We start from the raw sequence: 26,417 nt of genomic DNA, 5'->3' as shown, positions 1-26,417 counted from the left end.
CCTGCAGGGTATGCAAGTAAGAAAAAGATGAAGGACGGCATCTGAGAGTTTGGAGTGGTCTGGGAATTGGAGAGTGTAAAAACTGTGGGTGTATGAAAAGAGTTTTTTCGGACGCTCTGAACACACATTAATCCCACAATTAAGAATTATATGTGTATTGATTTTTCCTTAAGCTCTCAGTATTTTCCTTAAACTCTTTATAAGTACTGTGAATCTTCCTCAGGAATCCTCAGTTCAGGTGAAACTTCATAATACTTTCCAGCCTGACAGGGGCATAATATTCAAAAACTGAAAAACACATTATCTTATAGATTGTAAATATTTCAAAGAGGATCTTTATGTTTTGCAAGCATGATCAAGAAGGCTACAGGGAGCTCCTTCCGGGCATCAGGATGAAGAGCGTTGTTTACGGGGAAAAGACTCTCATGACCGAGTTCCTTCTGGAAGAAGGAAGCTTCCTTCCTGCACACGACCATATCCACGAGCAGACCGGGTATCTGGTTTCAGGGAAAATCTTTCTGACAATAGAAGGAGAAAAGCTTGAAGTAAACCCGGGAGATTCCTGGAATATTCCTGATGGGGTTTCCCATAGTGCGGAAGCCGTGTTAGATTCCGTGGCAGTTGAGGTATTTTCCCCGAGAAGAGAAGAATACATTTCATAACTCCAAATCTTTTTTTTCATTTTCTCAATTAAACGTTCCAGAGTTAATAGCGGAATTGATTTTTCAACCGGCCTGACAGGATGATCAACCAGCCCCTGTACAGCCACCTTCCCTCCCTCAATGGACTCTTGCCTGCCTGTGGGTCTACAGAATGGAATTTTTCGGAGGCATGTAAGCAGGGAATTTAACATAACCGGTTGTACTTTTTTACCATGCCTCTGAACCGGTCCCAAACATAGAATTCTAAACCTCGTTTTTGCATGAAATTACCTTCAAGCCTAAGCGTCAGTTTTATGCCCTTTTCCTGTAATCTCTGTTATGGGGTATAGATTGTATGAGCAGGGATACAGGTAAAGAAAATCTTCCACCAGGTTTTGAAGATGTTCTTGGTTTTAAATTCACGGATGCACTTTTCGGAAGAAGAGCCCGCCGCTTCTTCCTGGGGGCTTCTATTCCGGATGGTTATTTCAAGTACACATCAAAGCATGCTCCCCTGCCTCTTACAGAATGGGAGCAGATGGCAGTCCTTTCGGCAGCTGCCGGAAACACTGGCTGGCACAACCTGATAATGCGCGGGGAAAGGTACGCGCCTGACCTGTCCAACTATGCTTGCAGTGCAGGAGGACGCACTTTTCCCTCGGCAGCTGGTTTCCATACAAGTGAGCTCTTTTTTACCGATGATACGGGAGTTTACTTTTTCGAGACCCGGGACGCGCCGGAACTCTCAGCCCGTTCGGAAAGCGGAACTTTTGATCCCGAGGAACTGATTAAAGCCCACAGGGCAAGAGTCCGTAAAATCTCAGAGGGCAGGCTGAAACTTCCTTCTGAGACGCCTTACGTCGAAGCCCACAATACCTGGGTGGTCAACCATCCCGGAACAACCCTGATTATTCCCGTAGCAGACCTTGCCCAGCATGTGCTTGCCGGGATCTGCTACTATACACAGAACGGGGTCTGTTTTTATGACGACGTACACGGGAAAAAGATAGAAGGGCTTGGGAAGTTCAGCAGGCTCGTTGATACGGAAAATCCTTTGCCCATAAGTTTTCTGGAGATGTGGTCTTTATCCGAAGTGACCGCAGAGCTGTCTATTGCCTGCTATGCCGGGATGCTCATGTTGCAGGCAATGGGGCTTGGCGGCTGGATGTTCAACGGGATTGACCCTTTTTCAATCCTGGGGGCAAGCGGAAATCCTGATGTTCCCGGGCTTGGCTTCCGGTACGATACGGACGCTCGCTGGGCTCTTCCCAACCCAACCGGGCTTCCGGGAGTGCTCGAAGGCCATACCCCGCCCCACTACAGGGATATGCGCCAGGCAGTTGATGCCCTCACTGAAAGAAAGTTCGGAAAAGGAGGACCTTTTAATCCTGATACCCCGGGTTATTATAAGGATACGAGGGCAGTCCGGAGCAGCGCCGTACCCCATAACGAGGAGTTCAGGGAATGTGTCGCCCTGCAGGCGCAGTATATTTATGACAGTTTTGGGAAGTTTCCCGGTACAGTCCCTAGCATTTTTGTCATGCCTTATCTTCAGGCCCATCACCTGGACCTCGAGTTCTATGACCATTTTTACGAAAAAGGAGCCTACTTGAAAACCCATTCGAAGCATATGGAACGCTGGCACCCTGAAGAGTAAAAACTTTGGGCAAACCCAGGTTTTCTATTATAAACTATGCGTCTGAATCAAGCCACCAGAGTTGCGATTCAGCAGCCCTAATTTCGCTTCGGGATCGCAGGAAATCGGAGATTTCCCGGGAATTGTGATGTAATCGCAACAGCACGAGGTCTGTTTTGCTTCGATCAAGCAGACTAATTTGGAGGTTAAAATCGGAAGCTTCGCTCAGGAGGGCTACAACTTTTAAAATTAATTTTAATGCATCGGGAACGTTTTTCTGTATCTTTTAACATTTTTTTAGTTATATGAACTAAAACGTATCGAATTCGGATAGTTACAGTTAAAAGATAAACATAACTAAGTAAACAAAAGTGTATCTAACTTCGCAACATATATAAATAATAATATTTATTCACAGTTGAAGTATTTACACCCATATAAATTAAGATTAATTAGAATTATCTTTTAATATCCAACTGCTTTTTAGAAGGTGGGTTGATGGATTCCCTGAAAAATGATTCGGATTGTTCCACTGGAGGGGGAGGGCTTTCTGAAAAGAACAATCTTTCTTTCAACCGTTTATGCGAAAATATGCTTGTTGGCGTAGCAATTGTAGATAATGACGGAAACTGCCTTCAAGTGAATTCAAAGCTGCGTGAGATGCTGGGTTATTCCGGACCAGAATTACTTGGTACCGGGTTTAGGAAATTGATTTGGCCTGGAGGAACCTGGGCAGATCCCCGGTTCCGGAATAAAAATTCTCTGGAAAATTTGAGAATCCAGGATGAAGAGAAGTGCTGCTTCAAAAAAGACGGGAGTGAAATAAGGGTTAGAATCTCAACCTTTTTCAGGATAGATCCTGAAAACAGGCCTATTTATATCGTTTTCTATATTGAGGATATAAACAGGCAAAAAGAGGCTGAGAATTCTTTCGCAGCCTCCGGAAGAGAATTCTTTCGCAGCCTCCGGAAGAGATTTTGATTCGGTTTTTGAAAACACAGGTGACGGTATAACTATCAGTGAGCAGGTAGGGAAATTTCTGGAAGTAAATCGGATAGTCTGTGAAAAGGTGGGATACAGCAAAGAGGAGCTGCTGGAAAAAACTGCAAGCGAATTTGTTACTTCTGAGGCTTCAAAACTTTTTGCCTGGCAGATCCGGGAGTTATACAGGAATGGGCAGGCTGCAGCACAGACTACGGTTGCCTGTAAAGCTGGGACTCTTTTGCCTGTAGAGCTAAGTATGCGGCTCATCGAGTACAGGGGTAAACATGCCGTATTTTCGATAATAAGAGAGATAAAGTGAAGAGAGACTCTTAAAATACGGAAGTCCTATAATCAAATTAAGAAGTGAATTGAAACTGACAGTGTGCAGCATAAACAAACAGGTTGCAGAAATAATCCGGATTCGATCGGTAATTTAATCTTGATTCGACTGTGATTTAATCTTGATTCGAATGGAGATTTAATCCGGATTAAATTCAGGATATCTCCATGATCGATTTTTTCTTTCGGTTAATTCCGGAATTTACTTCCACCTCTGATATCAAAATCCTTTATACAGATTTGGTTTTCAATTTACAGGTTTAATCTGTCCTTTCCTTTATCAGCCTGCCGGAGTATTTTCTGTATGACCATTCGGCAGCAAAGCAACAAAAAATCGTAAATCCGAGAAGTCCGAGTGTCGTCCTCGAATGCATGAATTCGTAGTACACAAGCACGCCAAAGAATGTCAGGCTGCTTAACAGTGAAGCCCATATCAGGTAGGATTTTGCTCCGGTTTCCTTTAACAGGCGGAGGTGGGAAACGTTAACTGCCACATAAACCATGAGAATGGAAGTACTGGCAAGCATACCTATTCCTTCAAGCTGAAGAAAGTTTGCGCAGAGGATAACCAGGCCTGAGGTGATAAAGAGCCCTTCGGGGCTTCGGTGCCAGACTTTCCTCTCAAAAATTTCGGGCAATTCTCCGTCTTTTGCCAGAATGTAGCTTACATTTGCGCCTCCGTAAAGGGAGGCATTGATTGCGGAAGAGGTCGAAAAAAGGGCAGCAAAAGCCATTATTTTAAAGCCTATATCTCCGAGGAAAGGCTTTGCAGCAGCTGCAAGGGCGTAATCCTGTGCATTTTGGATCTCAGGTATGGAAAGGTTTCCTATCACAGCAAGGCTGACGGATACATAGATGATAATGACGAGTACGACACTCAGATAAAGGGCTTCTGGAAGGTTTTTTTCCGGATCTTTCATGTCTTCTGCAGCATTGGTTATCAGCCCGAAGCCCTGGTATGCGAGGAAAACCATTCCAGCCCCGAAAAAGAGATTTTTGGGAGCCGGCCAGGCTGAAATTGAAAGGTTTCCTGGAGTAATATAAAAAATCCCGGCAGCAGCAAAAAGCAGGAGGATCCCAACTTTTATGGAAACAATAAAGAGCTCCGATTTACCCACGGTTTTTGCCCCTCTGAAATTGATAGCTGTAAAGGCAAGGATAATAGCCGTGGCAAAGAAACTGGTCCACACAGGAGCCGAACCTGCCGGGAGGAAGGTTACCGCATAGTACGAAAAACCTTTTGCATAAAGGGCAAGCCCGAAAACATAACCCACCCAGAGCAGGAGGTTCAGTCCTCCGCTTAAAATTCCGTCTCCGAATCCTTTCAGCAGGAACTCTACAGGTCCGCCTGCCGAAGGGTACCTGACCCCCATCTTTGCATAGGAATATGTATTTAAAAGTGCGATCAACCCTGCAATAATAAAAGAAACGTAGACCGCGTTTCCGGAAATCTGGACAGCCGTTCCGAAGATTGAAAAGATCCCGGCTCCAACCATTGCCCCAACTCCTATGGAAGCTGCAGCCCATAAACCCATTGATTTTGTCTCTGCCATCAAAAATCACAATTTTTATTTTTCTCGTCTCTCTTCTTTTTCTCCCTTCTCTCTTAATAATTAACCGAAAAGAAGGCAGTAAATTCGGTTTCACAATATATCTTATTCTGAGATAATGTTTTCTTAAAGAATCTCAGGAAATACTTTTTTTCCCTGAAAACCAGGCAGATTTTTCTAACCTTTTGTTCTGATTTTAACCGTGATGTTAGCTTTATTTCTGGTTTCTAAATCTGCTACTGATCTTCAACTTTTTGTTCTGATCAATGTTTCATATTTTGTTAAGAACCTATCCTGACAATTTATTTTATTTCATTTATAAGGAGGGAAAATATGGGCCTTTTTAGTGAATTCAAGGAATTCCTTTACGAATACAAGGTGATTCCCCTGGCAATTGCCTTTATCATGGGTATCGCATCCACAGCTTTAATAAAGTCATTTGTGGACAACATCGTCATGCCGATTATCACACCTTTTGTTCCCGGAGGGGGCTGGGAGACGGCAACGGTTGAACTGGGGCCGATAGTAATAAGCTGGGGAGCTTTTCTCGGGGAACTGGTAAACTTCATTATAATTGCATTTGCAGTTTTTATCGTTGCAAAAAAGGTGCTGAAGGAAGAAAAAGTTGAAAAGAAATAATTCCCGGAAGATATTCGGTAAAATAGGGGGTAAGGAGTGACTCGTAGATAGTCAATTTGTAATCGCTTGATAAGTTATCGTTGCCTGCCCGAACAAAGCCTGCGGGCTCTATGGGCTTACTGGTCAAGGGAATGTTGTCAGAAATGGAACTTATATAAGAATCCCAAGAATGAAAGATTATGAAGATGGTGTGCGTGGATATGGGCAGCTTTTGTATCGGGCTGCGGGCTAATACTTGACTTTGTAATAGGTCCAAAAAAAACAGAAAGTTGCAGACGAGTCGGTTGAGTTAGTTAACAAACATCTCTCTGATAAAAATAAGTAAAATGTATGAGTACCAGTATTTATTAAATGTAGGCAAGAAGATAACAGTAAAACAATGAGCCAACACAGCATAGCCGGGGCTTAGCTTATTATGAGATAAGCATCGGGGAGGTAAATTGATTGGATGAGGAATTATTATTTGGTCTAATAGTTGTACTATTTTTACTACTGATATCTATCAGCATCTCGTTTGTTATTTTATACGCGATCTTAAAAAATAAAAAACTGAGTATTGCAGGGTTGATCACCGGACTGCCAGCTGCTTTCGTGGTTGCATATGCTATCCCTATTAATGGCGGAGAAGGCATTATGTCGCACCTTGTGAATATGGATATAGTTGCGAAGTCAGCTTTTGATTCTTCTATAATAATGGTTACCTTTTTTGGCACGCTTACGGCGTTTATGGGACTGGTTGTCATTAAGATTAAGAATTATGTTTCAAACAAACGGATGCGAGCTTAACAGCAGAACCAGAAAAACATTCAGCCGATCATCCTGAAGTTTATTGCTCAGTAGTTCATATCGCTTATGCGATATGAATTTGAGATCCTGATATGTCACTATAGTTATTTATATAGACTGCTTATACAGAATGTCGCTGTCCTGATTATACTTAAAATGCCACCACTTTACTCATATCCATTTTGACCAGGCATAAATCCCCTGTATTCAGGTTCAGGGCATCGGCAAATTGTGCAGGCAGTTCCGCAGTCAGGAATTTTTCGTGCCTGGCAAGTTTAAGCACAATTCTTTTCTTTGGACCCTTGGTTGCGATGCTTTGTACATATGCGGAATAAGTATTTTCGTCCTTATCCTCGGAGCCGGAGTTCGGCTGGAGAAGTGTTATGTTCTCAGGATGGATCCCCCAGGAAACTTTATCCCCTTCTTTCAGGTTCAGGGGATTTACCGCAATCTGCATGCCCCCGCTCTTTAAAATTGTGCGTTTTGGGCTCGCATTATTCCCCTCAACCAGCTCCTCAACCCGTGAATCATCAAAAATATTTGACAAACCCGTGAGTTCTGCAACATGCAGGTTTTTGGGATGATAGAAGATCTCTTCAGGGGGCCCGAACTGCTGGACTTCCCCTCTATATAAAATGATAATCCTGTCAGCCAAAAGGAAAGCTTCGTCCAGGCTGTGCGTGATAAACAGCAGGGGTATTCCGATTTTTTTTTGCAAATTTTTTATTTTTTCTGCAAGTTCGGTCCTTATTACCCTATCAAGTGCAGAAAAAGGCTCGTCGAGCAGCAGCAGTTCGGGTTTGGGAGCAAGAGCCCTTGCGAGAGCTACTCTCTGCTTCTGCCCGCCTGAAAGCTGAGAGGGATAGCGGGTTTCCAGCTCTTCGATATGCAGGAGGTCAAGCATTTCCCGGACTCTTTTTTCCTTCTCACCTTTTTCCCATCCTTTAAGCCCGCACTCTATGTTTTTCCTGACACTCATGTGGGGAAAGAGGGTATAGTTCTGAAAAACATATCCGAGTTTGCGCTTCTGGATAGTCAGGTTAATTTTCCGGTTACTGTCAAAGTAGATTCTTTCGTCCACAGCGATATTTCCAGTATCAGGCTGCGTGATTCCTGAAATGCATTTCAAAAGCGTGGTCTTTCCTGACCCCGAAGGTCCGAAAAGCACCACAAGTTCGTTTTCCATTTCAAAATTGACATCAAGAGAAAAAACGTTTCTTTTTCCTTTCGTTTCACCACTTTCAGCTTCATAATAGCGTTTTTTGAGCTCTACTTTGATATTCAAGCCTATACCTCTAACTTATGCCTCAAATTTTTCTCGATCGATGAATTTCCCGGTCAGAGAAATGGACAGCAGGGACAAAATCACCAGAATCAGGACCAACACCTGGGCAAGTTCGTTATTTCCTGCCTGAAATGCGCTGTAAATTGAAATCGACATTGTGTTTGTTTTACCGGGGATATTTCCTGCCAGCATGAGAGTCGCTCCAAATTCTCCAACCGCCCTTGCAAAACTCAGCACAAGCCCTGCCACTATCCCTTTCTTTGCAAGGGGGAGGGTTATTAACAGAGCAGTCTCCAGTTCGCTTCTTCCAAGGATATAGGCAGCATATTCTATCTCTCTGTCCACCGCTTCTATGGATGCTTTTGCGGTTCTTACCATGAGAGGAAGGGAAACCGTATAAGCCGCAATAACTCCCGCCTGCCAAGTAAACATGATCCCGGTCCCCAGAATATTGAAAATCAATTGTCCGAGAAATCCGTTTTTTCCCACCAGGACGACAAGAAGATAACCAATTACGGTAGGAGGAAGGACAAGGGGCAGAGTCACTAATAACTCCGCAAGTCCTTTTCCCCGAAAATCACGCCTTGCAAACACATAAGCCAGGATTACACCACTGCACAATACGAAAAAAGACGATATGGCAGCTATCCAGAAAGTGATGAATATTGGAAACCATATCTTGTCAAGCATAGGGATCATTTCTTATGTTTTTATCTACCGCTTTTAACTTATGCTTTAACATACGCTTTTAACTTATGCTTTTATTCGGATTCGGGGGTAAACCCGTATTCTTCCAGTATTTCCTGCCCTTCCTGTCCGGTTACGAAATCGATGAATTCCTGTGCTTCTTCTTTGTTCTCAGAAGCCGAAACCACAGCTATCGGGTAGCTAACAGGGGTAGTTACAGGTACTGTTGCAACGACTTTGATCTTTCCGGGCTCTGCAGTCTTTGCGTCGGTCATATACACAAACCCAGCATCCACCTCTCCTCTTTCAACATATACAAGGACCTGTTTGACGTCTTCGGCAAGTACTGTCTTATCCTCTAGCTGATCCCAGATGCCTGCTTCGGTCAGAGACTGAGTTGTATATTTGCCTACGGGAGCTGTTTCAGGATTTCCAATTGCGATTCTCTCAACTTCGGGGGAAGTCAGGTCTTCTATTCCGGTTATGTTGAGGGTACTGCTTGATGGAACTATGAGCACAAGTGAATTCTGAGCAAAGTCTTTCCTTGAGCTGTTCTCAATTAACTCCTCTCCGGCAAGTATATTCATCTGGTTCTGGTCAGCCGAAGCAAAAACATCAACCGGAGCTCCTCCTTCTATTTGAGTACGCAGGCTTCCGGACCCTGCAAAGTTGAAATTAACATCTACGCCAGGGTTTTCGGCTTCAAACTGGGATTCCATATCCGTAAAAGCTTCGGTAAGGCTTGCAGCTGCAGAAACTAAAATAGTTTCAGACTCCTGCTCAGATACCGGAGTTTCCGCTATGGGAGTACCTGTTTCGTTTACAGCTTCGCTTCCGTTTTCAGCACATCCTATTGCAAGGAATACGCCTAATAACACCAACAGAACTATCAGTTCTTTTCTCATGATTACACCTGCTCAAATATTTTTGTTGTAATTTTATTATAATTATGTACTTACGCGGTTGAACTGAAAATCGAGAGCAACGAATGCAGAGGATATAAATTATTCTTAGATGCCAGTGCTCACAATGATCGATTTTGTACCTCAAGTGCATAAGTACTGGTATATTTGTTTCCTCTTAACTATTTGACACAATTTTGTGATAAAGAGTTTTTTGTGATAAAGAGTTGTGTTTGAAAAAACATAACGATCTTTCTGTATTTTAATAGTATAAGAAGGTTCCCGGTGTTGTTCGGAGAAGGTTTTACAGCCCGGAAAAATCTTTAGATTCAGTGACAGTCCGTGATTCTGAATAGACTTTGGTGAATTCCGCACCAACTGTAATCATAATCGAGATATAATAGATCAGAAGAAACACCCCAATGACTGACCCGATTGCTCCGTAGACGCTAACAGGGTTGCTATATGCAAAATAAAACCCGATGGCATACTTGCCTATGTTTATGAGAATTACCGTTACCAGCGACCCTACAAAAACAGGTTTAAGATCCAGCTTTGTATTGGGCAGTACCCTGTAGACAAGCATGAAAAACAGGACAAGGATCAGGAAACTGGCTATGGAACCAGCGTATCGGGCAAGAATCGGAGGGAAAGGAAAAATCTCCTGGAATACCTTTGAAGTTGCATAAAGGACCCCTTCAACAATTATACTGAGCGCAAGAAGCCCTCCAAAAACGATGACCACGAAAAATGAGACGATTGAATCTCTGATAAAGTCTTTAACCGTGTTGGACTCGGCAGGTTCGATATCCCAGGCCACCTCAAGGAATTTCTTCATTTGCCTGAAAACATTGCTTGCACTCCAGAGAAGGATCACAAAACCGATCAATGCGCCTATTGAGAGGGAATTTACTTCCGGGATATATTCAAAGAGAGAACTAATCATATTAATCACATTTTGATCAACGAAACCCTGCAGATTACTGATTATGGTATCCTGAATCTGTTTTGACCTCAAAAAAAGACTTCCTACGGATACCGAAAACAGCAGAAGGGCAGGAAGGCTTAACACAAAATAATATGCCAGTGCAGCACTGTAAGTTTTTGCATTGTCTTCCATCCACTCCTTTATTGTCCCGGTAATCAGCTTTCCTATATATTCCAGACTCATATTTTCCCCTTAATTCATAATATATGACTCTTTTATTAAACATCTCTTATCAAAATATTGCAGAATCTTTTTTTGCAGGCACACAGAAGCAAGTAAACAGAAGCAAGTAAACAGAAGCAAGTAAACAGAAGCAAGTAAACAGAAGCAAGTAAACAGAAGCAAGTAAACAGAAAAAAGAATCAGAATTCAAATGAGAAAACTTCCAGATTCAAATGGAAAAAACGCCAGATCAAAATATAAATTGCTTTATATAAAAGTTCATACTAAATATTACGGACTTAAACCGCATTTTTCCAGAAAAACCAGATATATCGACTTTAGGCGTTATTTTATGGGGGAGGTAGTACAATGGCAAATCTTAGACAGGTAAGAAAAGTAATGAAGAGTATGCCGACAATCGAAGGGGCAGGGGTACATCTGAAGAGGGCTTTTGGCTTCCGGCATGTGCCTGAGCTTGACCCTTTTTTGTTGCTTGATGACTTTCATTCGGGAAAACCGGAGGAGTACATTATGGGATTTCCCTGGCATCCGCACAGGGGAATTGAGACTATCACTTATGTCTTGCAGGGGGAGGTTCGGCATGAGGACAGCCTAGGAAATAAAGGTGTAATCTGGCCTGGAGAGCTGCAGTGGATGACTGCGGGGAGCGGGATTATCCATCAGGAAATGCCAGAAGGGGATAAAAACGGAACCCTCTGGGGTTTTCAGCTCTGGGCAAACCTTCCGGCTTCCCATAAAATGATGAATCCGCGCTATCAGGAGATAAAAAATAACCGGGTGCCTGAGCTTTTCATGGAAAAAGGGTTGAAGGTCAGGGTTATTTGCGGGGAAGTAAACGGGATTGAAGGGCCTGTGCGGGAAATAGTAACCAACCCCGAGTATCTGGACGTGACGGTCCCGCCGGGGGAGAAGTTCTTCCATCTGACAATTCCCGGATATACCGTCTTTGCGTATGTGATAGAGGGCAACGGACATTTCGACAGGGAAAAAGATCCGTGCACCTTTGAGGTCGAAGGAGAAAGATATCTTGACCCGGCAGTGGACTGCGTGATAGGGAAGGAGACCCTGGTTCTCTACGGGGACGGAGATTCCATCGAAGTGACTGCAGGAGAGCGAGGGGTAAGGTTCCTGCTTGTAGCAGGAAAGCCCATTGGAGAGCCTGTTGCCTGGTATGGGCCAATTGTTATGAACACACAAGAAGAATTAAAAACAGCTTTTGAAGAGTACAGAAAAGGTACATTTATCAAGCATCCATAAAACAGCAGGTTCCAGGCATTTACCGGTAAACACTGGAATATTTCTCCTTATTTTTTTCTTTAAGCTGTCTCTTCTTTTTCCTGAAACCTTCACTTCTTTCTCCTGAAACTTTCACTTCTTTTTCTTAAGTTGTCTTTTCTTTTTATCCTGAATATGGATAGAGAAAACCTGCCTCGAGCAGGAATCCTGATGAGTTTTGAGTTCTAATGAGTTTTGAGTTCTGATGAGTTTTGAGTTCTGATGAGTTTTGAGTTCGATGAGTTTTGCTATTCAGGTGATATTGGTTATATTTAAAGCACATTTTGTTGCATTTATCTCTCATTATGTTATTGATTTCTAACTTGAACCTCTGTTCCAGGCAAAAACTAGATATAATAGAATATGTTATTAATTTCTAACTTAATATTGAAAATATCTAACAATAGGTTATAAATAAAGAACATATATAATGGACAAATTTCGGTAATCCGCAAAAAACCATTGAAAAATTATCGAAGAAGGAGGGCAAAAGTGTGGAAAAAGTATACAGGTACAAACTGATCCTTGGAATAATCATTATGCTTGCCGGGATAATTTCGGCAGCTTTTCTTGAAGTTGAGGCATCGGTTTCAATTATTCTGATCAGCATGGGACTGGTTATTTTTGTTATAACAGCTTTCAGGCTCTTCAGGCGTGGGGACCTCCCTGACAGGGACGAAAGGACAAAGAAGCTTGCATCATACGGAATTACCTATTCCTGGCTCCTGACACTTGTGCTGATTACGGTACTCTACTGGGTCGAATTCTTCGAGGTGGCTGAACTGTCAGCTGAAACAGTTCTTGGCATATTGCTTTTTTTTATGATCATCTCGGCAAATGTTTTCAGGTGGTATTTCATGCAAAAGGGTGATGTTGAGTAAGGACACCCGGAGGATGTAGCATGAAAACAAGGATCAAAGAGTTTCGGGCAAGGCACGACCTGACCCAGGAGGCTCTTGCAAATATGGTAGGGATCAGGAGAGAAACCGTCGTTTTCCTTGAAAAAGGAAAATACAACCCTTCTCTCAAGCTTGCCTACAGGATAGCCAGAGCCCTGGACACCACGCTTGACGAACTGTTTATTTTTGAGGACTCCGATCTCGAATAAGAGAATAAATTCCTCAAAAACTGTAGCAGGCTTTGTTATATTTATAATTTCTGACCAGAGCCTCAAACAATCAAAGGTCGGGAAGAAGGACAGACTCGAAAAGAGCGTGGAATTAGCCAGTTTGAGAAAAGGGTTAGAAAGAAACATAAAAGGTTGATAAAAAGTAGTTTACTGTATTTGAATTTACCCTGGGAAATTCATTTGATTTCGGGGGTGTCGTAACACGAGATTGTCCCGATATTTCGAAATTTTGTATTATGAGTGAAACTCAGTTCATGAAAAACAATAAAGAATTGAACAAACTTTTTAAATATTACATTATATTTCCTAAGTAAGTCATTAAGGAGAAAACATGGAGAATACACTGATCGCCTTTCAGAACGTCTGGAAAACCTATCAGATGGGCGAAGTCCAGGTCAATGCTTTGAAAAATGTGAGTGTGAAACTTGGAAAAGGAGAATTTACCGCTATAATCGGGCCCTCAGGAAGCGGGAAGTCCACAATGATGAACCTGGTGGGCTGTCTTGACATACCCTCGAAGGGTAAAATTTTCCTTAAAGGCCGGGATATAGCCCGACTTCAGGAATCGGACCTTGCAGCCCTCAGAGGCAGGACAATCGGGTTCGTTTTCCAGCAGTACAATCTGATCCCCGGGATGACGGCTCTTGAGAATGTACTCTTACCCCTGGAAATCCAGGAGATTGAGGACAGGATTGCAGAAAAAAAGGCAAAGGAACTGCTTGACCTGGTAGGGCTTTCCGATAAGATACAGAACAAACCTTCCCAGCTCTCGGGAGGCCAGCAGCAGAGAGTCTCGATTGCAAGATCTCTTGCCTGTGACCCGGAAATCATCCTTGCGGACGAGCCGACCGGAGCTCTTGACAGCATCACCGGAAAAGAAGTTATTTCAATTCTTTACAGGCTCTGGAAGGAAAAAGGCAAAACGGTAGTTATGGTCACCCATGACATGCACCTTGCAGGCTTTGCCAGCCGGCATATCCAGCTCAAGGACGGGGAAATGATAAGTGACGGCCCGAATGAAGCGCAGATGAGTCCTGAAACCTGATCCGGGGATCCGGGTGACCTTAAGGAGAAAAATAGGGGTTTTCAGTCAAAAATGAACAAATTTCAGGCTTATTTTCTAAATAGGTTTCTGATAAAATTTTTCTGGAAAAAATAGGTGGCAAACTCAGGAATAAACGGATGAATAAGTAAATTGAGGTATCCAAAAATGGGACATAAATACTTTATAAGTTTTATTTGTTTGACTCTGATATGTCTGTCTTTATGCAGCGGAACTGCCCTTTCTGCAAGCACTCTTGATTTAAACAGGAGTCTTGACAAGGGTATAAGTGTTGACCTGCTCAATCAGGATCCTGACCCTGTAAAGCCCGGAGATGTGCTTGAGGTAAGGATCGCAATCGAGAATACGGGATATAATGACATAGAGGACTGTTATCTGAAAATCGAGCCCGAGTATCCTTTCCGGGCTCTTTCGGGAGAGGAACTTTCAGAGAATATCGGCACGCTGGGGAAACGTTCCGAAGATGACCGCAGAAAGGTCGTCAAGTTTAAAATAGGAGTTGAAAACGACGTCAATGAAGGAAAATATCCCCTCAAAGTCTACTTCTACTCAACAGATCGCAAAAATAAAGTCTCCCTCAACAGGGAACTTACAATCGATATTGACAGCGAATCAAATGCCGAAATCGAATATATCAGTGTCGAAAAACTGATCCCTGGAGAGAAAACCAGCCTTGTTTTCGGCATAAAAAATGTAGGGAACTCACCCCTGAAAAACTCGATGTTTTCCTGGGAATGCACAAACGACCTGATCCTGCCTGTCGGTTCCAGCAATGTAAAGCATATAAACCTGATTGATGTCGGAGAAACTGCCAATGTCAGTTTCGATGTCCTGACCAACGTAAACACAAAACCGGGCCTTTACAAGCTGGATATGGTGCTTACATATGACGATATCGAAGAGCTCCAGACAATTACGGAAGCAGGCACCGTAGAAAACCAGAAGCGAAAGACAATTGAAAGCAAAGCAGGGATATACATCGGAGGTACCACGGACTTCGATATTGCTTTCATGGAAAGGAGCCCAACGGGAGCTTACACGTTTTCGGTTTCCAATATAGGAAACAACGGCGCAAACTCGGTCAAGATCTCCATCCCCCTGCAGGAAAACTGGACCATAACGGACGGCGGTAATTCGGTAATCCTCGGAAACCTGCAAAAAGGGGACTACACGATTGCGGACTTCAACCTGGAACCAAAAAACATCGGCCAGGACCTTCCGATAAAATTTGAAATCAGTTATACTTCCAGCGACGGGATGAGGCAGGTTGAGGAAAACGTGCTCTCTCTTTATGCTTCTCCGGCTACCCTTCCGATAAGCTCCAACATGCCAGAGGAAAGTAATGAATCGAGTTTATTCTCATATAAGCTCGGGTTACTCATCCTTCTCGGCGCTGTAGGCTTTTTTATTTATAAAAAGCACCAGAAGAAGCTGAAAGAAAAGGATGCTGAAGAAAACTGGCAAGGCGAAAACCCTATGGAAGAAAAGAAGACGGACGAATAAATTAGAAGCCTGAGCCTGTGGTTTCCATGAAATTGGCAAAGATTTTGAAAATTGCCCTGAACATGGTCAGAGCCAATAAGCTGAGAAGCTGGCTGACCATTATAGGGGTTATCATAGGCATTGCCTCGGTGGTGGCAATCGTTACTACCGGGGAATATTTCCAGGAACAGGTGACCGAAACCCTGGAAGAGTTCGGAGGCGATACCATTACAATCGTGGCCTCGACTCCTTTTATAATCTCGTCTGAAGAAACTGTGGCATATGAAGAAGATACCGGAGAAGCCTCGGAAGAGAGTTCGGGGATAACTGCAGAAGGCGGAGAGGAAACTGAAAATGAAAACTCCGGGTCTCCGGTATACGAACCCATAGAAGAAGCCGAACTCACAAGAATGGATGTATTTGTCCTCCGGAGCATTCCGGATATAGAGTATGTGAATGTCAATGTTGAAGACGGGGCGGAATTGAAATTAGGAAGCGAGACGACCTATGTCTGGGTTAAAGGTGTGGACCCCGGGGTCTGGCCTGAGATCACTAATAAGAATGTGGGAGAAGGCAGAATGCTGAAGCCTGGAGACCGGGCAGTTGTGGTTATTTCAAACGAACTCGCAAAAAATACCTTCGAGAGGGAGATCCGGCTCAACCAGATGATCCTCCTCAACGGCAGATCTTACCGGGTAATCGGAATTCTGGAGAATGGCGGCGGGCTTCTAGGGGGAATGGGAGCGCTTTTCGGAAGCAGCATTTACATGCCCTATCAGGAGGTCTACTCACTTCCATACAGCGATGAGGATATGCCTGAAAGGGAAAGGGATGCCTATGACAGCATAGAAATAAAGCTCTATAGCGGGGCAGACTATGATTCCGCTCTTGAGGAGATCGAACGCAAATTGAGGCTTTCGAGAATGGTTACCGAAGATACGCAGGACTTCTATGTGAGCTCCTCAAAAGAGGCTATTGAAAGTACTCAAAAACTGATTAACGGCCTCACATCATTTCTAGCCTTCATCGCAGGCATTTCTCTTCTTGTAGGCTCCACAGGGATCGCAAACACGATGTTCACCTCGGTCCTTGAGAAAACAAAAGAAATCGGAATAATGAAGGCAATAGGGGCAAGGAATAGCGATATCATGCTGATTTTCCTCTTCAACGCCGCAATGATCAGCCTTGTGGGAGGAATAATAGGCATCCTCCTGGGTACGGTTGCAGTGCAGCTGGTTTTGCTCCTGATTTCCGTTAAAATGAACGTGCCCTTCGAGTTTGCCCTCAGCCTGAAAGGCACAGTTGTTGCAACCTTTGTCTCCGTAATCGTTGGGCTTATAGCAGGCCTTGTGCCGGCAAAGAATGCATCCGAACTGAAACCTGTTGATGCCCTGAGGTATGAGTGAGGAAATTTAAAAGAACTTCATACGGACTAAAAATCGTTGAATTTCAATAAAACAAAAGTGGAAAATGGCTCTGTAGTGATCCCTGCAGAGCCACCGGACCCTGCAGAGCCACCGGAAAATTAAGGAGCACTTCAAAGCTTTAAGGAGCTATTTTCTGTAGCTCTTTATACTTCGATGATGTTCATCACATCAAGCCGCATCGTCGGAGGGACCTCTTTTTCCGGTACTCCCACCCTTATGAGCATCTGGATGGTTTCGTTTTCCCCTGCATATGTCTCGTGGACTTCCGTATATATTTCAGCCATTTCAGGGTACTCCTCAAGAGCCTGGCTCATTGGCTGCATTGCATACCCCATATCCGTAGCTGTGAGCAGGAAACGGCTGTATAGGATTCCGGACTCAACCTGCTCTGTGCGGCTATTACCCTTCGTAATTATCAAAGCATATGCCGGCGTATTTTCAACTGCAGATTCTGTCTGGCTGAGAAAGGATTGCCCTGATACTTCTGGAGAATTCAAAAAAGGAAAGAGACTGATCAGGCCCTGCATTAAATGAACATTAAAAGTGCGGAGTCCCTGCCCGTCCAGGCTGAAGCCGAATCTATACTCATTTTTTTTCCATTCATTGGGCCTGAATAGCTCAAAGCCTTCCTGCTGTATCCCGTCGTTTCCAGCTTCGACTTCTGCTGCCCTCAAAACAACGTTTCCGAGCGATTCAAGGCTTTCAGGGTCCTGGAAAATAAGGATGGTGACATTTTCTGTGCTCAGGGCTTCAAGTGTCTCAATATCTTCTGCGGAAAGCTGCGTTTCTCTGTAAGGAACCCTGTATGTATCAGACACAAACATTGATTTATAGAGAGGAGAAGACTCAGGCTTGTTTTACCCGGTAGTTTCCTTAAGAATCACTCTTGCAACCGGTTTGCTTCCCAGGTTTGTGGCAGTGCCCTCCGGCCCGTACTCCCCTTCCGGGAAAAGCTCCATTTCGGCTTCGTACCCCAGATTTCCCGCTGCAACTCTGACATATTCCAGGAAAGTCCCCTGGCTGATTGTAACCTGCCGGCCCGGAGGGTCAGCTTTGGGGCTGAGTCTGCTATGGTCAACATAAAGGAGGAAGCTATCCTCTCCTTCAAGTACCACTCTCCAGGACTGCAGGTTGTGAGAATTAGGAGCAAGCACTCCATGCGCCAGGACCTGAACCCTTGGGTCTTCAAACTGTTTGTAGTACGTTTCAGACCAGGGTTCAAGGTAGTCTTTTGGAAGAAAAAAACCGTCTACCAAAACCAGTGCGACGACAAAGACCAGGAAAAGTCCGATAACGGCGATTGTGACATTCTTCGGTGTGATCAGAGTCATAATACTATTTCAGAGTTAGCTTTTATATTTAGATCGGTGAATTCCATTTTAGAAGTTGGCTTTTCAGAAGTTGTCTTTTCATAAGTTGTCTTTCATAAATCGTCTTTTCATAAGTTGTCTTTCATAAATCGTCTTTTCATAAGATGCCATTATTTTTTCAAGCTATTTTTAAGGCAACTGCTGCCCCCGGGAATTTCTTTATTTTGAGTTTCATCTTCTCTTTGTTATCCGATTTAAGTTCCCAATTTTAGAATTAATGATTCTACCATGAAGTAACTTACTTGAGAAATTTTTATTGGTTCAAAAGATATTCGTGTGTTTATCATTCCGTGTATCTTTCTATATATTTTTATTATTTCTATGTTTTTTATTGTGAAAAAATACATATACACTGAAAAGTATGAAGGTCTCAATTTATCAGGGAGGATAAAATGGATAGTATAAAATTATTTAAGCAGGTTACGGATGTTATTACCACAATCATCCTTTACATCCTGCTACTGGCTTTAATTGTGGGGATGGCAAAAACCTTACTTGAGGTTCGCTTCATTATCTTTGAGTCACTTGAAAGCGGTTTCAACCACATGGTAACAAGTGTGCTGACAGTTTTCATTGTTATAGACCTTTTCAAAGCTTTTGTTGATTACCACGAACATGACAGGATCAAGCTTACGGATATAACGGATGCTACAATTCTGATAGTCCTGCGGGAGATCGCTGTAGGTCTTTATTCCCAGAAGTTCGGGTACGAATTCGTTTTGAGCCTGGCCGTACTGTTGCTTGTACTGGGCATAATAAGAGTGCTTGCGGTCAAATATTCCCCGGCAAAAATCCAGGTGCCTTCTGCCCCTGTAAAAGAAGAAGCGCAGCCTTCAAAAACAGGCCTGAGTGCCCTTCTTGACCGGTGTACTCCCGAGCCTGAACGCAATTAATCTTTTACCGCATGCGGTTCAATATTTTTTCACCTCAACATGTTCTCACCTGCCTCCAGACAGGCAAGCCGAGAAACCTTTCCTTTTTTCGGATTCGATCTTCCCCGCCAAAAGAATATTTGGCTTGACCTCGGAAACCTTATTAAAATTCACAGATAAATATAGTGCGCATCCGCCAGCTTGTCTGGCGGCCCTTCACAAAAAGCAGAAAAAGAAGAATAAACGAAAGAGAAATAAAGACCGAAGTTTCATCTTGTTTGGTCTTTTTGTTGTCGTTCTTACTTGCAAGCGTCTACAGAGACTTTACATTCTGGCTTTTATTTTCTTTTCCTTTTTCTTTTCTTCTTTTTTTCGTGGAAAGACCGCTCTCCTGCGTCGAGCGGGACAAGAATGACAATAGCAGGATTGAAATAAAAAATCTGGATATGAAAGGATTGAAATGGAATTCTCTGATACGGATGTGTTGAAATGAAGAAGAGTATTCAGAACAGCAGTTCCGAAAGAACTTTTAATGAACCTGTTATCCGGACAATCTACAACTTCCTCCTTGATTCATACGGCCCTCAGGGCTGGTGGCCCCTGATAGAACTGCACGACAGTAACGGGACAAATCCTACAAAAACAGGGTCCATACGGGGGTATCATCCCGGAGACTACACCTACCCGCATACCGGGAATCAGCAGTTTGAGATTATCTGCGGAGCTCTGCTTACACAGAATACGAACTGGCAGCAGGTTGAAAAAGCCCTCATTAACCTCAGGCAAATGGACTCCCTTTCTCCGGAAGGAATCCTTTCTCTTGATCCGGAAACCTTAAAGGTAGCCATAAAGCCTGCAGGTTATTATAACCAGAAAGCAGCACGTCTCAAAATCCTTACAGAGTGGTTTCTGGATTTGAAAAGCCGAAAGCCCGAAAGGGAAGAACTGCTCTCTTTAAAAGGTATTGGGCCCGAGACTGCCGATTCGATCCTGCTTTATGCCTTTAATCGGCCCTCATTTGTGGTTGATGCATACACCAGAAGAGTGCTAAGCAACCTTGGCCTGACTGAGGAGAAAGCAAAATACTCTGAAATCAAGGCCCTGTTTGAAGAAAATTTGCCGGAAGACCTGGCCATCTATCAGGAATATCATGCCCTTCTTGTGGAACATGCAAAGAGGTATTATCAAAAGAAGATTAATTATTCTCAGTGTCCGCTTCTAAGGCTCATTTCGGACTGAAAATCTATAGCTTAAAAGATTTACTTAAAAGATTTTTAAGGGGAAGAACTGGCTACTGGCAAAACTTCGGTTGAAGTTTCCGCTGTATTATGTTTCTTAACCCTGCTTAAATACTGGTTTAAATGACCAGATTCTGAGAAGGCAGTTTAAAGCCTGTTTGAATACTTGATCTAATCCAGAGTTTCGTTACGCGTTGATCTGTGTTTTCCTTTCTTTTTTCACGTGGGCAGTTTGTTCTTATAAGAGCTTTATTCCGTACCAGTCGGAAATTTCAACGTCAAGAACCCCTTCATGAACCATCTTCTCGATCTCATTTTCTACCTGTCCGTAAGTGAACTTGTAGTCGTATGAGATCGCGGAGATTACATCAGGGCTATGGCAGAACCTGTCAGGGAATGCCTTATTGAACATTGCCACGTTCTCGATAATTAAGTTCCTGAGTTTTTCCATTTTGATATCACCTTTTTTGTTTTTAATGCATATTTTTCTTAGTTACGTCTAGTTTCTGGCTCCTCTTCGACACAGTATAGTTGCCTGACACGTATAAATAGATTTTCCAAGTAGTAAATATATGTCATAGTAATCTATATATTTCCATGCCTTGATCGAAGTATATTTTTACGAATATAAAATTACCCACGTTGAATATTTACTCAGTAAACAGATATAACTTTTGTGTAAATTGGAGAAAAAAACATGGGAGAACACGGAGGAAACAATTATTAGAGTAGAAGGATATACAACGCAATGGGGACAAGAAACGAACAATACTATTCTAACTTTTGTGCACTGATTCTTACGAAAGCGAATATGCCGGGCTGGAGAAATATAACTTTCAGTTAATCTGGTGGCAATGAATTTTCCGGATTGCAGGGGCTGACTTTCGGGCTAAGGTAAGAGGGGGGAGACCTGAAGGTAAGAGGAGAAAAAATGGATCCGTTAATATCTAAGAACCCGAATCCCGTGCTTCGAGTAGGGACTGACGGGAGAGTTTTTTACTCAAATAAGGCAGCTGAGCCTTTGTTACATATCTGGGATATTGGAGGAGAAGGAAAATTACCTCATTCTGTGGAAACCCTTATTAAAAGAGTTGTTTCCAGGAACGATCCGGAAAAAATAGAAGTTAAAGTGGGCAAAAAATTGTATCTTATAGACTTCCAGCCAGTTTCAGGTAAGGAATATGTAAACATTTACGGGTTTGACATAAGCGAACAGAAAAAGCTGGGAAAAAAACTCAGTATCAAGGAAAAGCAATATGATGCCCTCTATACCCTTGGGAAAATGGCTCTTAAATGCGAAAACCTCCAGGCTTTCATGGATAAAAGTGTAAAACTGATTGCAAGAACCCTGGACCTTGAGTTCTGCAAAATCCTCGAGCTCACCCCCGATGGAAATTTCCTGCTCAAAGCGGGCATCGGCTGGAAACCCGGACTTGTGGGAAAAGCCGTTTTGGAAGGAGGAAAATACTCTCAGGCAGGATACACTATTTTTTCAAGGATGCCTGTAATCGTAAGGGACTTTGCAGAAGAAAGCCGCTTTGAACCCCCGGAAATCCTGAGAGACCACAACATTACAAGCGGGATGAGCGTCATTATAGGAGATGTGGAAAAACCCTTCGGAGTACTGGGAGCCCATTCCACAAAGAAAAGGAAGTTTACTGTAGCTGAGACCTATTTCCTGAACTCGGTTGCTTATGTGATTGCAGAGGTTATCGAGCGCAGGCAAGCTGTAGAAGAATTAAATAATTACAGGGAACACCTGGAGGAGCTCGTTAAAGAAAGGACTTCTGAGCTTACAAAAACAAATGAACAGCTGTTCAGTGAAATCTCGGTCCGCAAACAGGTGGAAAAAGACCTTCAAAACAACATATACTTCCTTGAGACTTTCCTTGACACCATACCCTCTCCTGTTTTCTATAGAAACCTTGAAGGCGTCTACCAGGGCTGCAACGAAATGTTTGCAGGGTATGTCCTTGGCCTCCCTAAAGAAAAAGTGATAGGGCACTCCATTTATGAGTTTAGGGATCGATATTCAGAAGAAACGCTCAGGGACTCCATTTATTATGACGGGATACTCCTGAGGGAAGGCAAAAGCCTGTCTCATGAATTGAAAATTAAGTGCGCAGACGGAAAAGTACGGGATTTCCTTTCTCACAAAGCTACTTACAGCAATATATCCGGGGAAATAATCGGAATCGTAGGCGTAATGCTTGATATCTCGGAACGGAAAAAGGCAGAGGAGGCCCTTTTAAAAACTGAGGAAGTCAGGAAAAAAGAAATCCATCATAGAATTAAAAACAATCTTCAGGTAATCTCCTCCCTGCTCAGCCTGCAGGCCGAGTACTTCAGTGATAAAAAAGTAAAAGAATCCTTCCGTGACAGCCAGAACCGGGTCATCTCAATGTCCCTTATTCATGAGGAACTTTATAGAACCAGAGAAATGGCGGATGTTGAAACCTTTGATTTTAAAGCATATATCCAGAAACTGGCGAATGAACTTTTCAGATCATACCTGGTAGGAAGTGAGGATATTCACTTAAAACTGGACCTGGAAAACGTGTTTCTCGGAATGGATACCGGAATCCCCCTGGGAATCATTGTTAATGAACTTGTATCCAACTCTTTAAAACATGCTTTTCCCGAAGGAAGAAGTGGAGAAATCCAGATTAAGCTCCACCGCACAGGCAGCAGTCAGAGGAAGGGCTGTAACAGGCACCCCGGCAGCTGTGAAATCTCGGAGTTCTTGCTGACAGTTTCGGATAATGGAATCGGCTTTCCTGAAGATATCGATTTAAAACAAACCTCTTCTCTCGGTCTTCAACTTGTAAATATCCTTGTAGAACAGATTGAAGGCAGCATCGAACTTGAAAGGGGGAAAGGGACAGAATTCAGGATAAAATTCAGGGAAGAAAAATGTTTCAAGAGAAAAAGTAAATGAAAAACGACGCTGGTAAGGATCAAGAAGTAAATTTAAACAAAAAAGCCCTTTAAAGCATCAGAAGTCGCAAACAGCAACAAAACTTATGGAAATATTGTAATCTCAGGCATTATGCTGAGACATATTTTGACGAACAATATTGCAAAAATCAGTAAGAATATATTGGCCGCAGCTTCCACCAACCGTCCCATAAACTAAGATAGAAACTCATAATACATAATTTTTCTTATGAAGTTTTTCCCATTTATATGATTTCGGCTTTTCTTTCTTACTCCCGGATTCTAAAAGCTTACTCCCGGATTCTAAAGGCTTTTTCCAGCTTAAACTTCGTATATGCCACCTCCGGTTTACCTGTTATGCCGGTCACGGAATACGGGGACAACTTAAGGGATAACTTAGTAAAAATATTTTTATGAAGGAAAAGGCAGTTCTTGAAGAAGGATCGTAAACGTTAATCCTGCCAGGGACCATAATATAATTGTAAAAATATATATGTAACAAGAAGAATTTAGAAACACCCGGTCAGAGAGACGACTAAATTAAGAATAACTAAATCATTAAAAAAATATTAATTTCTTCACATTGATTATTACCAGCTGGTTTCTAAAAAGAATATTTCTGTTTAGTCAACTGCTGTTTTCAGGGACTTCCTGTTTCTTTGTTTGAGATGTCAGCCCCGAGGCTACAAGGGCTATAAAAAGCGAAAAGCCTGAAGAGGAAAAACGAAAATAACATATCTTTTTAAAGAGGAGCAGTTTGTCTTTGATCCCTTTAACTTTTGATTTGAATTGGCTCTGAATCGGTTAATGGGCGCAACACCCGAAGCTTTTCCGAAACTCCACAGAACCCAATTTGGGAAGCTTGATCCGAAACCGCTTACCCGTACGAAACCGCTTACTTAATTAACTTCGCAGCCTCTGCAAGATCTTCGGCTATCATCATTCTTTTCGATTTCTCAATCAGGTAATTCTGCCCGGTCTGCACATAAGAAGGAAAAACCCTTTTCCCATTGTAAAAGAACTCTTCCTTCCTGATCTTATACGTAGAACCCGAAGGAATCGTGTTTTTTCCGGTGAGCCTCTTACTGATGTAGTTAAAAGCCTTTATTGCAACATCTCCCATCAGCATATACACCTCAACATTGGGGAACAGAGAAAGTTCTTTTTCGAGCATCAGAGAGCAGTTTTTTACCGTTTCTGCCGAAATCCCGTACCGGGTCTTTGCACATTTGACTGCTGTTGTCAGGTAGAACCCGCGATCCAGGATTTCCTGAATGCTGTTTACGGGAATTCCTGCGTCGTTGAATGCCTGAAGAGTCGTTTTTAGATAAAATGGCTCTCCTGAAGCATAAAAATAGTCCAGGGGATTCTCCGGGGGGGCTTCGGAAATCATAACCACTTTAACTTTTTCGGGGTCGACTTCTACAGCAGGTACAAGATAGCCACCTGTATTGATATCGGGACAGGGAAAGGCTTTACATTTAACGTATTCAACAGGTTCCATTTCCGGTTCACTTCGGGTATATTGATATCACAGGCTTTGCTTTGCAAGAATTGCAGGTTGTCTTTAAGGGACCGTAAAAGATAGATTTGCAGCATAGAAAACTATGGCAAGTACCGATATAAAGTTTCAGGACTCCTCCTCGACAAAAAGCAACAGGAAAACTGAGTTCAATAGTTCGCTAATTTTCACTTTCTCATGGTCAACTGATCCTTCGGACGGGATTATATTCAGTAAAACACAGCTTAACAACTCTTTATCTCCGTTTATGAAAAAGTCGTCATCGTTCATAAGAACACGGATATTTTGGATAAGAAAGCATATGTATTAAAAATGATTAAACAGATTTTTATGATTGCTTGCATTTTCTGTCACAGACAGTAAAATCAAAAAACATTTGGAGCAATCTTATTAGCTTTGGCTGTCAAAACTGGTTTCAATTAAAAAACAGGAATAGGGCCGTGGCAGTTGAAATCTGGAGGAAAAATGATTCTTAATTATAAGTACAAACCCGGGGTCTATTTTGCTGCGACCTTTATAGCGACCTATGTTCTCTGGTTTGCAGGGGCGTATTTAAGTTTTCAGGATGATGAAAGCGGGCTGTATATGCTACTTATGCTTCCCGGACTGATGGCACCTTTTCTGATCTCACTTATTATGATCTTTACATCAAAAAATCCAGATTTAAAAAAGGATTTTATTAACCGGCTCACCAACCTCAGGCTGATTCAACCAAAAATACTGCCGGCATTTTTCTTAATAATGCCGTTCTCTGTCCTGGCTTCCATCCTGCTTTCGCTTCCTTTCGGGGGTTCGGTCTCGCAGTTCCAGCTTGCCGAAGCTTTCTCTTTTTCAACAGGCTTTGTCCCCGTACTGTTTCTTCTTATGCTTGCCGCAGGTTTTGAAGAACTTGGGTGGAGAGGATATGCCTTTGACAGCCTTCAGAGCCGATACACCTACTTTACGGCATCTCTTATTTTCAGTATACTCTGGTCGCTCTGGCACTTCCCGCTGATCTTTGTCAATAACTCTTACCAGTATGAGATTTTCCACGAAAACATCTTGTATGGGGTGAATTTTTTTGTAAGCATCATCCCCCTGGGAGTGATTATCAGCTGGATATGCATAAAAAATGGGAAAAGTGTTATCGCGGCGATCCTCTTTCACTTTATTGTCAATATCTCCCAGGAGATACTGAATATATCTCAGACGACGAAGTGTATCGAGACTCTGGTTCTCGCTGTTGTTGCCGTTGCTATCATTGCACTGGACAAAGAGCTGTTTTTTTCCGAAGGGTACCAAGCTACCGGGCTAAGTAAATGACAGATGAATTATCACATGAAAATGTAGCAGATAGCCTTGTTTTCGAGAGGATGCAAATTAAAGAAGCACTGGAGAATGCGTAATTAAACTGAAAAACGGAATTAAAACAGGAGGAAACAGAAGTAGAGATATCAAAAGGGTCTTGATGTGACCCATAAGGTCTGATCCACAATTTAATGT

At 42.8% G+C, this 26,417-nt stretch carries 25 protein-coding genes and 1 pseudogene; 17 read left to right on the top strand and 9 right to left on the bottom strand.

Going from position 1 to position 26,417, the window contains the following annotated elements:
- The first annotated feature begins 338 nt into the window (after positions 1 to 338).
- From ACSAZL_RS09345 to ACSAZL_RS09330, 4 genes are all read left to right on the top strand, one after another.
- Complete coding sequence (locus ACSAZL_RS09345; protein WP_440948406.1) at positions 339 to 662, top strand: cupin domain-containing protein; 324 nt, start codon at positions 339 to 341, stop codon at positions 660 to 662.
- Between the two features lie 334 nt (positions 663 to 996).
- Positions 997 to 2,298 carry a hypothetical protein gene (locus tag ACSAZL_RS09340; protein ID WP_440948405.1) on the top strand — a complete coding sequence of 434 codons (1,302 nt, stop codon included), beginning with the start codon at positions 997 to 999 and terminating at the stop codon, positions 2,296 to 2,298.
- Positions 2,299 to 2,775: 477 nt separating this feature from the next.
- Positions 2,776 to 3,258, top strand: coding sequence for a PAS domain-containing protein (locus ACSAZL_RS09335; RefSeq protein ID WP_440948404.1), 483 nt, complete (start codon positions 2,776 to 2,778; stop codon positions 3,256 to 3,258).
- Entirely contained in the window at positions 3,197 to 3,580 is a 384-nt protein-coding gene (locus ACSAZL_RS09330) for a PAS domain S-box protein (RefSeq protein WP_440948824.1), read from the top strand. Before ACSAZL_RS09335 ends, ACSAZL_RS09330 begins: the two co-directional genes overlap by 62 nt.
- A 280-nt stretch (positions 3,581 to 3,860) precedes the next feature.
- On the opposite strand, the gene ACSAZL_RS09325 is transcribed toward ACSAZL_RS09330, so the two are convergent.
- Positions 3,861 to 5,153: an APC family permease gene (locus ACSAZL_RS09325; protein WP_440948403.1), complete on the bottom strand. Its 1,293-nt coding sequence runs from the start codon at positions 5,151 to 5,153 to the stop codon at positions 3,861 to 3,863.
- Positions 5,154 to 5,483: 330 nt separating this feature from the next.
- On the opposite strand from ACSAZL_RS09325, the gene ACSAZL_RS09320 reads away from it, so the two are divergent.
- From ACSAZL_RS09320 to ACSAZL_RS09310, 3 genes and pseudogenes are all read left to right on the top strand, one after another.
- Positions 5,484 to 5,789 carry a large conductance mechanosensitive channel protein MscL gene (locus ACSAZL_RS09320; RefSeq protein ID WP_440948402.1) on the top strand — a complete coding sequence of 102 codons (306 nt, stop codon included), beginning with the start codon at positions 5,484 to 5,486 and terminating at the stop codon, positions 5,787 to 5,789.
- A 76-nt stretch (positions 5,790 to 5,865) separates the two neighbouring features.
- A pseudogene (locus ACSAZL_RS09315) lies at positions 5,866 to 6,105 on the top strand (hypothetical protein); the annotation flags it as partial.
- A 128-nt stretch (positions 6,106 to 6,233) separates the two neighbouring features.
- Positions 6,234 to 6,575 carry a hypothetical protein gene (locus ACSAZL_RS09310; RefSeq protein WP_440948401.1) on the top strand — a complete coding sequence of 114 codons (342 nt, stop codon included), beginning with the start codon at positions 6,234 to 6,236 and terminating at the stop codon, positions 6,573 to 6,575.
- A gap of 151 nt (positions 6,576 to 6,726) precedes the next feature.
- Here the strand turns inward: ACSAZL_RS09310 and ACSAZL_RS09305 are convergent, their stop codons facing one another.
- The 4 genes from ACSAZL_RS09305 to ACSAZL_RS09290 form a co-directional block, all read right to left on the bottom strand.
- Entirely contained in the window at positions 6,727 to 7,860 is a 1,134-nt protein-coding gene (locus ACSAZL_RS09305) for an ABC transporter ATP-binding protein (RefSeq protein ID WP_440948400.1), read from the bottom strand.
- A 15-nt stretch (positions 7,861 to 7,875) separates the two neighbouring features.
- The gene (gene modB, locus ACSAZL_RS09300) at positions 7,876 to 8,559 is read right to left on the bottom strand and encodes a molybdate ABC transporter permease subunit (RefSeq protein WP_440948399.1); all 684 of its coding nucleotides are present in this window, start codon (positions 8,557 to 8,559) and stop codon (positions 7,876 to 7,878) included.
- Positions 8,560 to 8,621: 62 nt separating this feature from the next.
- Positions 8,622 to 9,452 carry a molybdate ABC transporter substrate-binding protein gene (gene modA / locus ACSAZL_RS09295; RefSeq protein WP_440948398.1) on the bottom strand — a complete coding sequence of 277 codons (831 nt, stop codon included), beginning with the start codon at positions 9,450 to 9,452 and terminating at the stop codon, positions 8,622 to 8,624.
- A gap of 301 nt (positions 9,453 to 9,753) precedes the next feature.
- A complete protein-coding gene (locus ACSAZL_RS09290) occupies positions 9,754 to 10,620 on the bottom strand; it encodes a YihY/virulence factor BrkB family protein (RefSeq protein ID WP_440948397.1) in 867 nt (288 codons plus the stop codon).
- A 348-nt stretch (positions 10,621 to 10,968) separates the two neighbouring features.
- On the opposite strand from ACSAZL_RS09290, the gene ACSAZL_RS09285 reads away from it, so the two are divergent.
- The 6 genes from ACSAZL_RS09285 (at position 10,969) to ACSAZL_RS09260 (ending at position 16,975) form a co-directional block, all read left to right on the top strand.
- Entirely contained in the window at positions 10,969 to 11,877 is a 909-nt protein-coding gene (locus ACSAZL_RS09285; RefSeq protein ID WP_440948396.1) for a pirin family protein, read from the top strand.
- A gap of 512 nt (positions 11,878 to 12,389) precedes the next feature.
- A complete protein-coding gene (locus tag ACSAZL_RS09280) occupies positions 12,390 to 12,776 on the top strand; it encodes a hypothetical protein (RefSeq protein WP_440948395.1) in 387 nt (128 codons plus the stop codon).
- A gap of 20 nt (positions 12,777 to 12,796) precedes the next feature.
- Positions 12,797 to 13,003, top strand: a complete 207-nt coding sequence (locus tag ACSAZL_RS09275; RefSeq protein ID WP_440948394.1) for a helix-turn-helix transcriptional regulator — start codon at positions 12,797 to 12,799, stop codon at positions 13,001 to 13,003.
- Positions 13,004 to 13,355: 352 nt separating this feature from the next.
- Positions 13,356 to 14,069 (top strand): ABC transporter ATP-binding protein, encoded by a 714-nt coding sequence (locus ACSAZL_RS09270; RefSeq protein ID WP_440948393.1) that lies wholly within the window; start codon positions 13,356 to 13,358, stop codon positions 14,067 to 14,069.
- Positions 14,070 to 14,267: 198 nt separating this feature from the next.
- A complete protein-coding gene (locus ACSAZL_RS09265; RefSeq protein WP_440948392.1) occupies positions 14,268 to 15,590 on the top strand; it encodes a COG1361 S-layer family protein in 1,323 nt (440 codons plus the stop codon).
- 26 nt (positions 15,591 to 15,616) lie between these two features.
- Entirely contained in the window at positions 15,617 to 16,975 is a 1,359-nt protein-coding gene (locus tag ACSAZL_RS09260; protein ID WP_440948391.1) for an ABC transporter permease, read from the top strand.
- Between the two features lie 164 nt (positions 16,976 to 17,139).
- Here the strand turns inward: ACSAZL_RS09260 and ACSAZL_RS09255 are convergent, their stop codons facing one another.
- Positions 17,140 to 17,814: a hypothetical protein gene (locus ACSAZL_RS09255; RefSeq protein WP_440948390.1), complete on the bottom strand. Its 675-nt coding sequence runs from the start codon at positions 17,812 to 17,814 to the stop codon at positions 17,140 to 17,142.
- Positions 17,815 to 17,853: 39 nt separating this feature from the next.
- Positions 17,854 to 18,327: a hypothetical protein gene (locus tag ACSAZL_RS09250; protein WP_440948389.1), complete on the bottom strand. Its 474-nt coding sequence runs from the start codon at positions 18,325 to 18,327 to the stop codon at positions 17,854 to 17,856.
- A gap of 431 nt (positions 18,328 to 18,758) precedes the next feature.
- Here ACSAZL_RS09250 and ACSAZL_RS09245 point away from each other — a divergent pair, with 431 nt between their 5' ends.
- Both ACSAZL_RS09245 and ACSAZL_RS09240 read left to right on the top strand, forming a co-directional pair.
- The gene (locus tag ACSAZL_RS09245; RefSeq protein ID WP_440948388.1) at positions 18,759 to 19,259 is read left to right on the top strand and encodes a phosphate-starvation-inducible PsiE family protein; all 501 of its coding nucleotides are present in this window, start codon (positions 18,759 to 18,761) and stop codon (positions 19,257 to 19,259) included.
- A 468-nt stretch (positions 19,260 to 19,727) separates the two neighbouring features.
- Positions 19,728 to 20,477 (top strand): endonuclease III domain-containing protein, encoded by a 750-nt coding sequence (locus ACSAZL_RS09240; RefSeq protein ID WP_440948387.1) that lies wholly within the window; start codon positions 19,728 to 19,730, stop codon positions 20,475 to 20,477.
- Between the two features lie 237 nt (positions 20,478 to 20,714).
- Here the strand turns inward: ACSAZL_RS09240 and ACSAZL_RS09235 are convergent, their stop codons facing one another.
- Positions 20,715 to 20,927 carry a hypothetical protein gene (locus tag ACSAZL_RS09235; protein WP_440948386.1) on the bottom strand — a complete coding sequence of 71 codons (213 nt, stop codon included), beginning with the start codon at positions 20,925 to 20,927 and terminating at the stop codon, positions 20,715 to 20,717.
- Between the two features lie 480 nt (positions 20,928 to 21,407).
- Between ACSAZL_RS09235 and ACSAZL_RS09230 the strand changes: the two genes are divergently transcribed.
- On the top strand, positions 21,408 to 23,414 hold the full coding sequence (locus tag ACSAZL_RS09230) for a histidine kinase dimerization/phosphoacceptor domain -containing protein (protein WP_440948385.1): 2,007 nt from the start codon (positions 21,408 to 21,410) through the stop codon (positions 23,412 to 23,414).
- Between the two features lie 894 nt (positions 23,415 to 24,308).
- On the opposite strand, the gene ACSAZL_RS09225 is transcribed toward ACSAZL_RS09230, so the two are convergent.
- Positions 24,309 to 24,917: a uracil-DNA glycosylase family protein gene (locus ACSAZL_RS09225; protein ID WP_440948384.1), complete on the bottom strand. Its 609-nt coding sequence runs from the start codon at positions 24,915 to 24,917 to the stop codon at positions 24,309 to 24,311.
- Between the two features lie 483 nt (positions 24,918 to 25,400).
- On the opposite strand from ACSAZL_RS09225, the gene mmrce1 reads away from it, so the two are divergent.
- Positions 25,401 to 26,237: an MmRce1 family CPBP family CAAX prenyl protease gene (mmrce1, locus tag ACSAZL_RS09220; RefSeq protein ID WP_440948383.1), complete on the top strand. Its 837-nt coding sequence runs from the start codon at positions 25,401 to 25,403 to the stop codon at positions 26,235 to 26,237.
- Positions 26,238 to 26,417: the final 180 nt, after the last annotated feature.

Source organism: Methanosarcina mangrovi (assembly GCF_052057765.1).
GTDB lineage: Archaea > Halobacteriota > Methanosarcinia > Methanosarcinales > Methanosarcinaceae > Methanosarcina.
This window is presented reverse-complemented; position numbering and strand designations above follow the sequence as displayed.

Excerpts from the sequence above, each read along its gene's own strand:
- ACSAZL_RS09345 (WP_440948406.1), top strand. The coding sequence starts at position 339 with ATGTTTTGCAAGCATGATCAAGAAGGCTACAGGGAGCTCCTTCCGGGC.
- ACSAZL_RS09340 (WP_440948405.1), top strand. The coding sequence starts at position 997 with ATGAGCAGGGATACAGGTAAAGAAAATCTTCCACCAGGTTTTGAAGAT.
- ACSAZL_RS09335 (WP_440948404.1), top strand. The coding sequence starts at position 2,776 with ATGGATTCCCTGAAAAATGATTCGGATTGTTCCACTGGAGGGGGAGGG.
- ACSAZL_RS09325 (WP_440948403.1), bottom strand. The coding sequence starts at position 5,153 with ATGGCAGAGACAAAATCAATGGGTTTATGGGCTGCAGCTTCCATAGGA.
- ACSAZL_RS09320 (WP_440948402.1), top strand. The coding sequence starts at position 5,484 with ATGGGCCTTTTTAGTGAATTCAAGGAATTCCTTTACGAATACAAGGTG.
- modB (WP_440948399.1), bottom strand. The coding sequence starts at position 8,559 with ATGATCCCTATGCTTGACAAGATATGGTTTCCAATATTCATCACTTTC.
- modA (WP_440948398.1), bottom strand. The coding sequence starts at position 9,452 with ATGAGAAAAGAACTGATAGTTCTGTTGGTGTTATTAGGCGTATTCCTT.
- ACSAZL_RS09290 (WP_440948397.1), bottom strand. The coding sequence starts at position 10,620 with ATGAGTCTGGAATATATAGGAAAGCTGATTACCGGGACAATAAAGGAG.
- ACSAZL_RS09285 (WP_440948396.1), top strand. The coding sequence starts at position 10,969 with ATGGCAAATCTTAGACAGGTAAGAAAAGTAATGAAGAGTATGCCGACA.
- ACSAZL_RS09275 (WP_440948394.1), top strand. The coding sequence starts at position 12,797 with ATGAAAACAAGGATCAAAGAGTTTCGGGCAAGGCACGACCTGACCCAG.
- ACSAZL_RS09270 (WP_440948393.1), top strand. The coding sequence starts at position 13,356 with ATGGAGAATACACTGATCGCCTTTCAGAACGTCTGGAAAACCTATCAG.
- ACSAZL_RS09260 (WP_440948391.1), top strand. The coding sequence starts at position 15,617 with ATGAAATTGGCAAAGATTTTGAAAATTGCCCTGAACATGGTCAGAGCC.
- ACSAZL_RS09250 (WP_440948389.1), bottom strand. The coding sequence starts at position 18,327 with ATGACTCTGATCACACCGAAGAATGTCACAATCGCCGTTATCGGACTT.
- ACSAZL_RS09245 (WP_440948388.1), top strand. The coding sequence starts at position 18,759 with ATGGATAGTATAAAATTATTTAAGCAGGTTACGGATGTTATTACCACA.
- ACSAZL_RS09240 (WP_440948387.1), top strand. The coding sequence starts at position 19,728 with ATGAAGAAGAGTATTCAGAACAGCAGTTCCGAAAGAACTTTTAATGAA.
- ACSAZL_RS09235 (WP_440948386.1), bottom strand. The coding sequence starts at position 20,927 with ATGGAAAAACTCAGGAACTTAATTATCGAGAACGTGGCAATGTTCAAT.
- ACSAZL_RS09230 (WP_440948385.1), top strand. The coding sequence starts at position 21,408 with ATGGATCCGTTAATATCTAAGAACCCGAATCCCGTGCTTCGAGTAGGG.
- ACSAZL_RS09225 (WP_440948384.1), bottom strand. The coding sequence starts at position 24,917 with ATGGAACCTGTTGAATACGTTAAATGTAAAGCCTTTCCCTGTCCCGAT.
- mmrce1 (WP_440948383.1), top strand. The coding sequence starts at position 25,401 with ATGATTCTTAATTATAAGTACAAACCCGGGGTCTATTTTGCTGCGACC.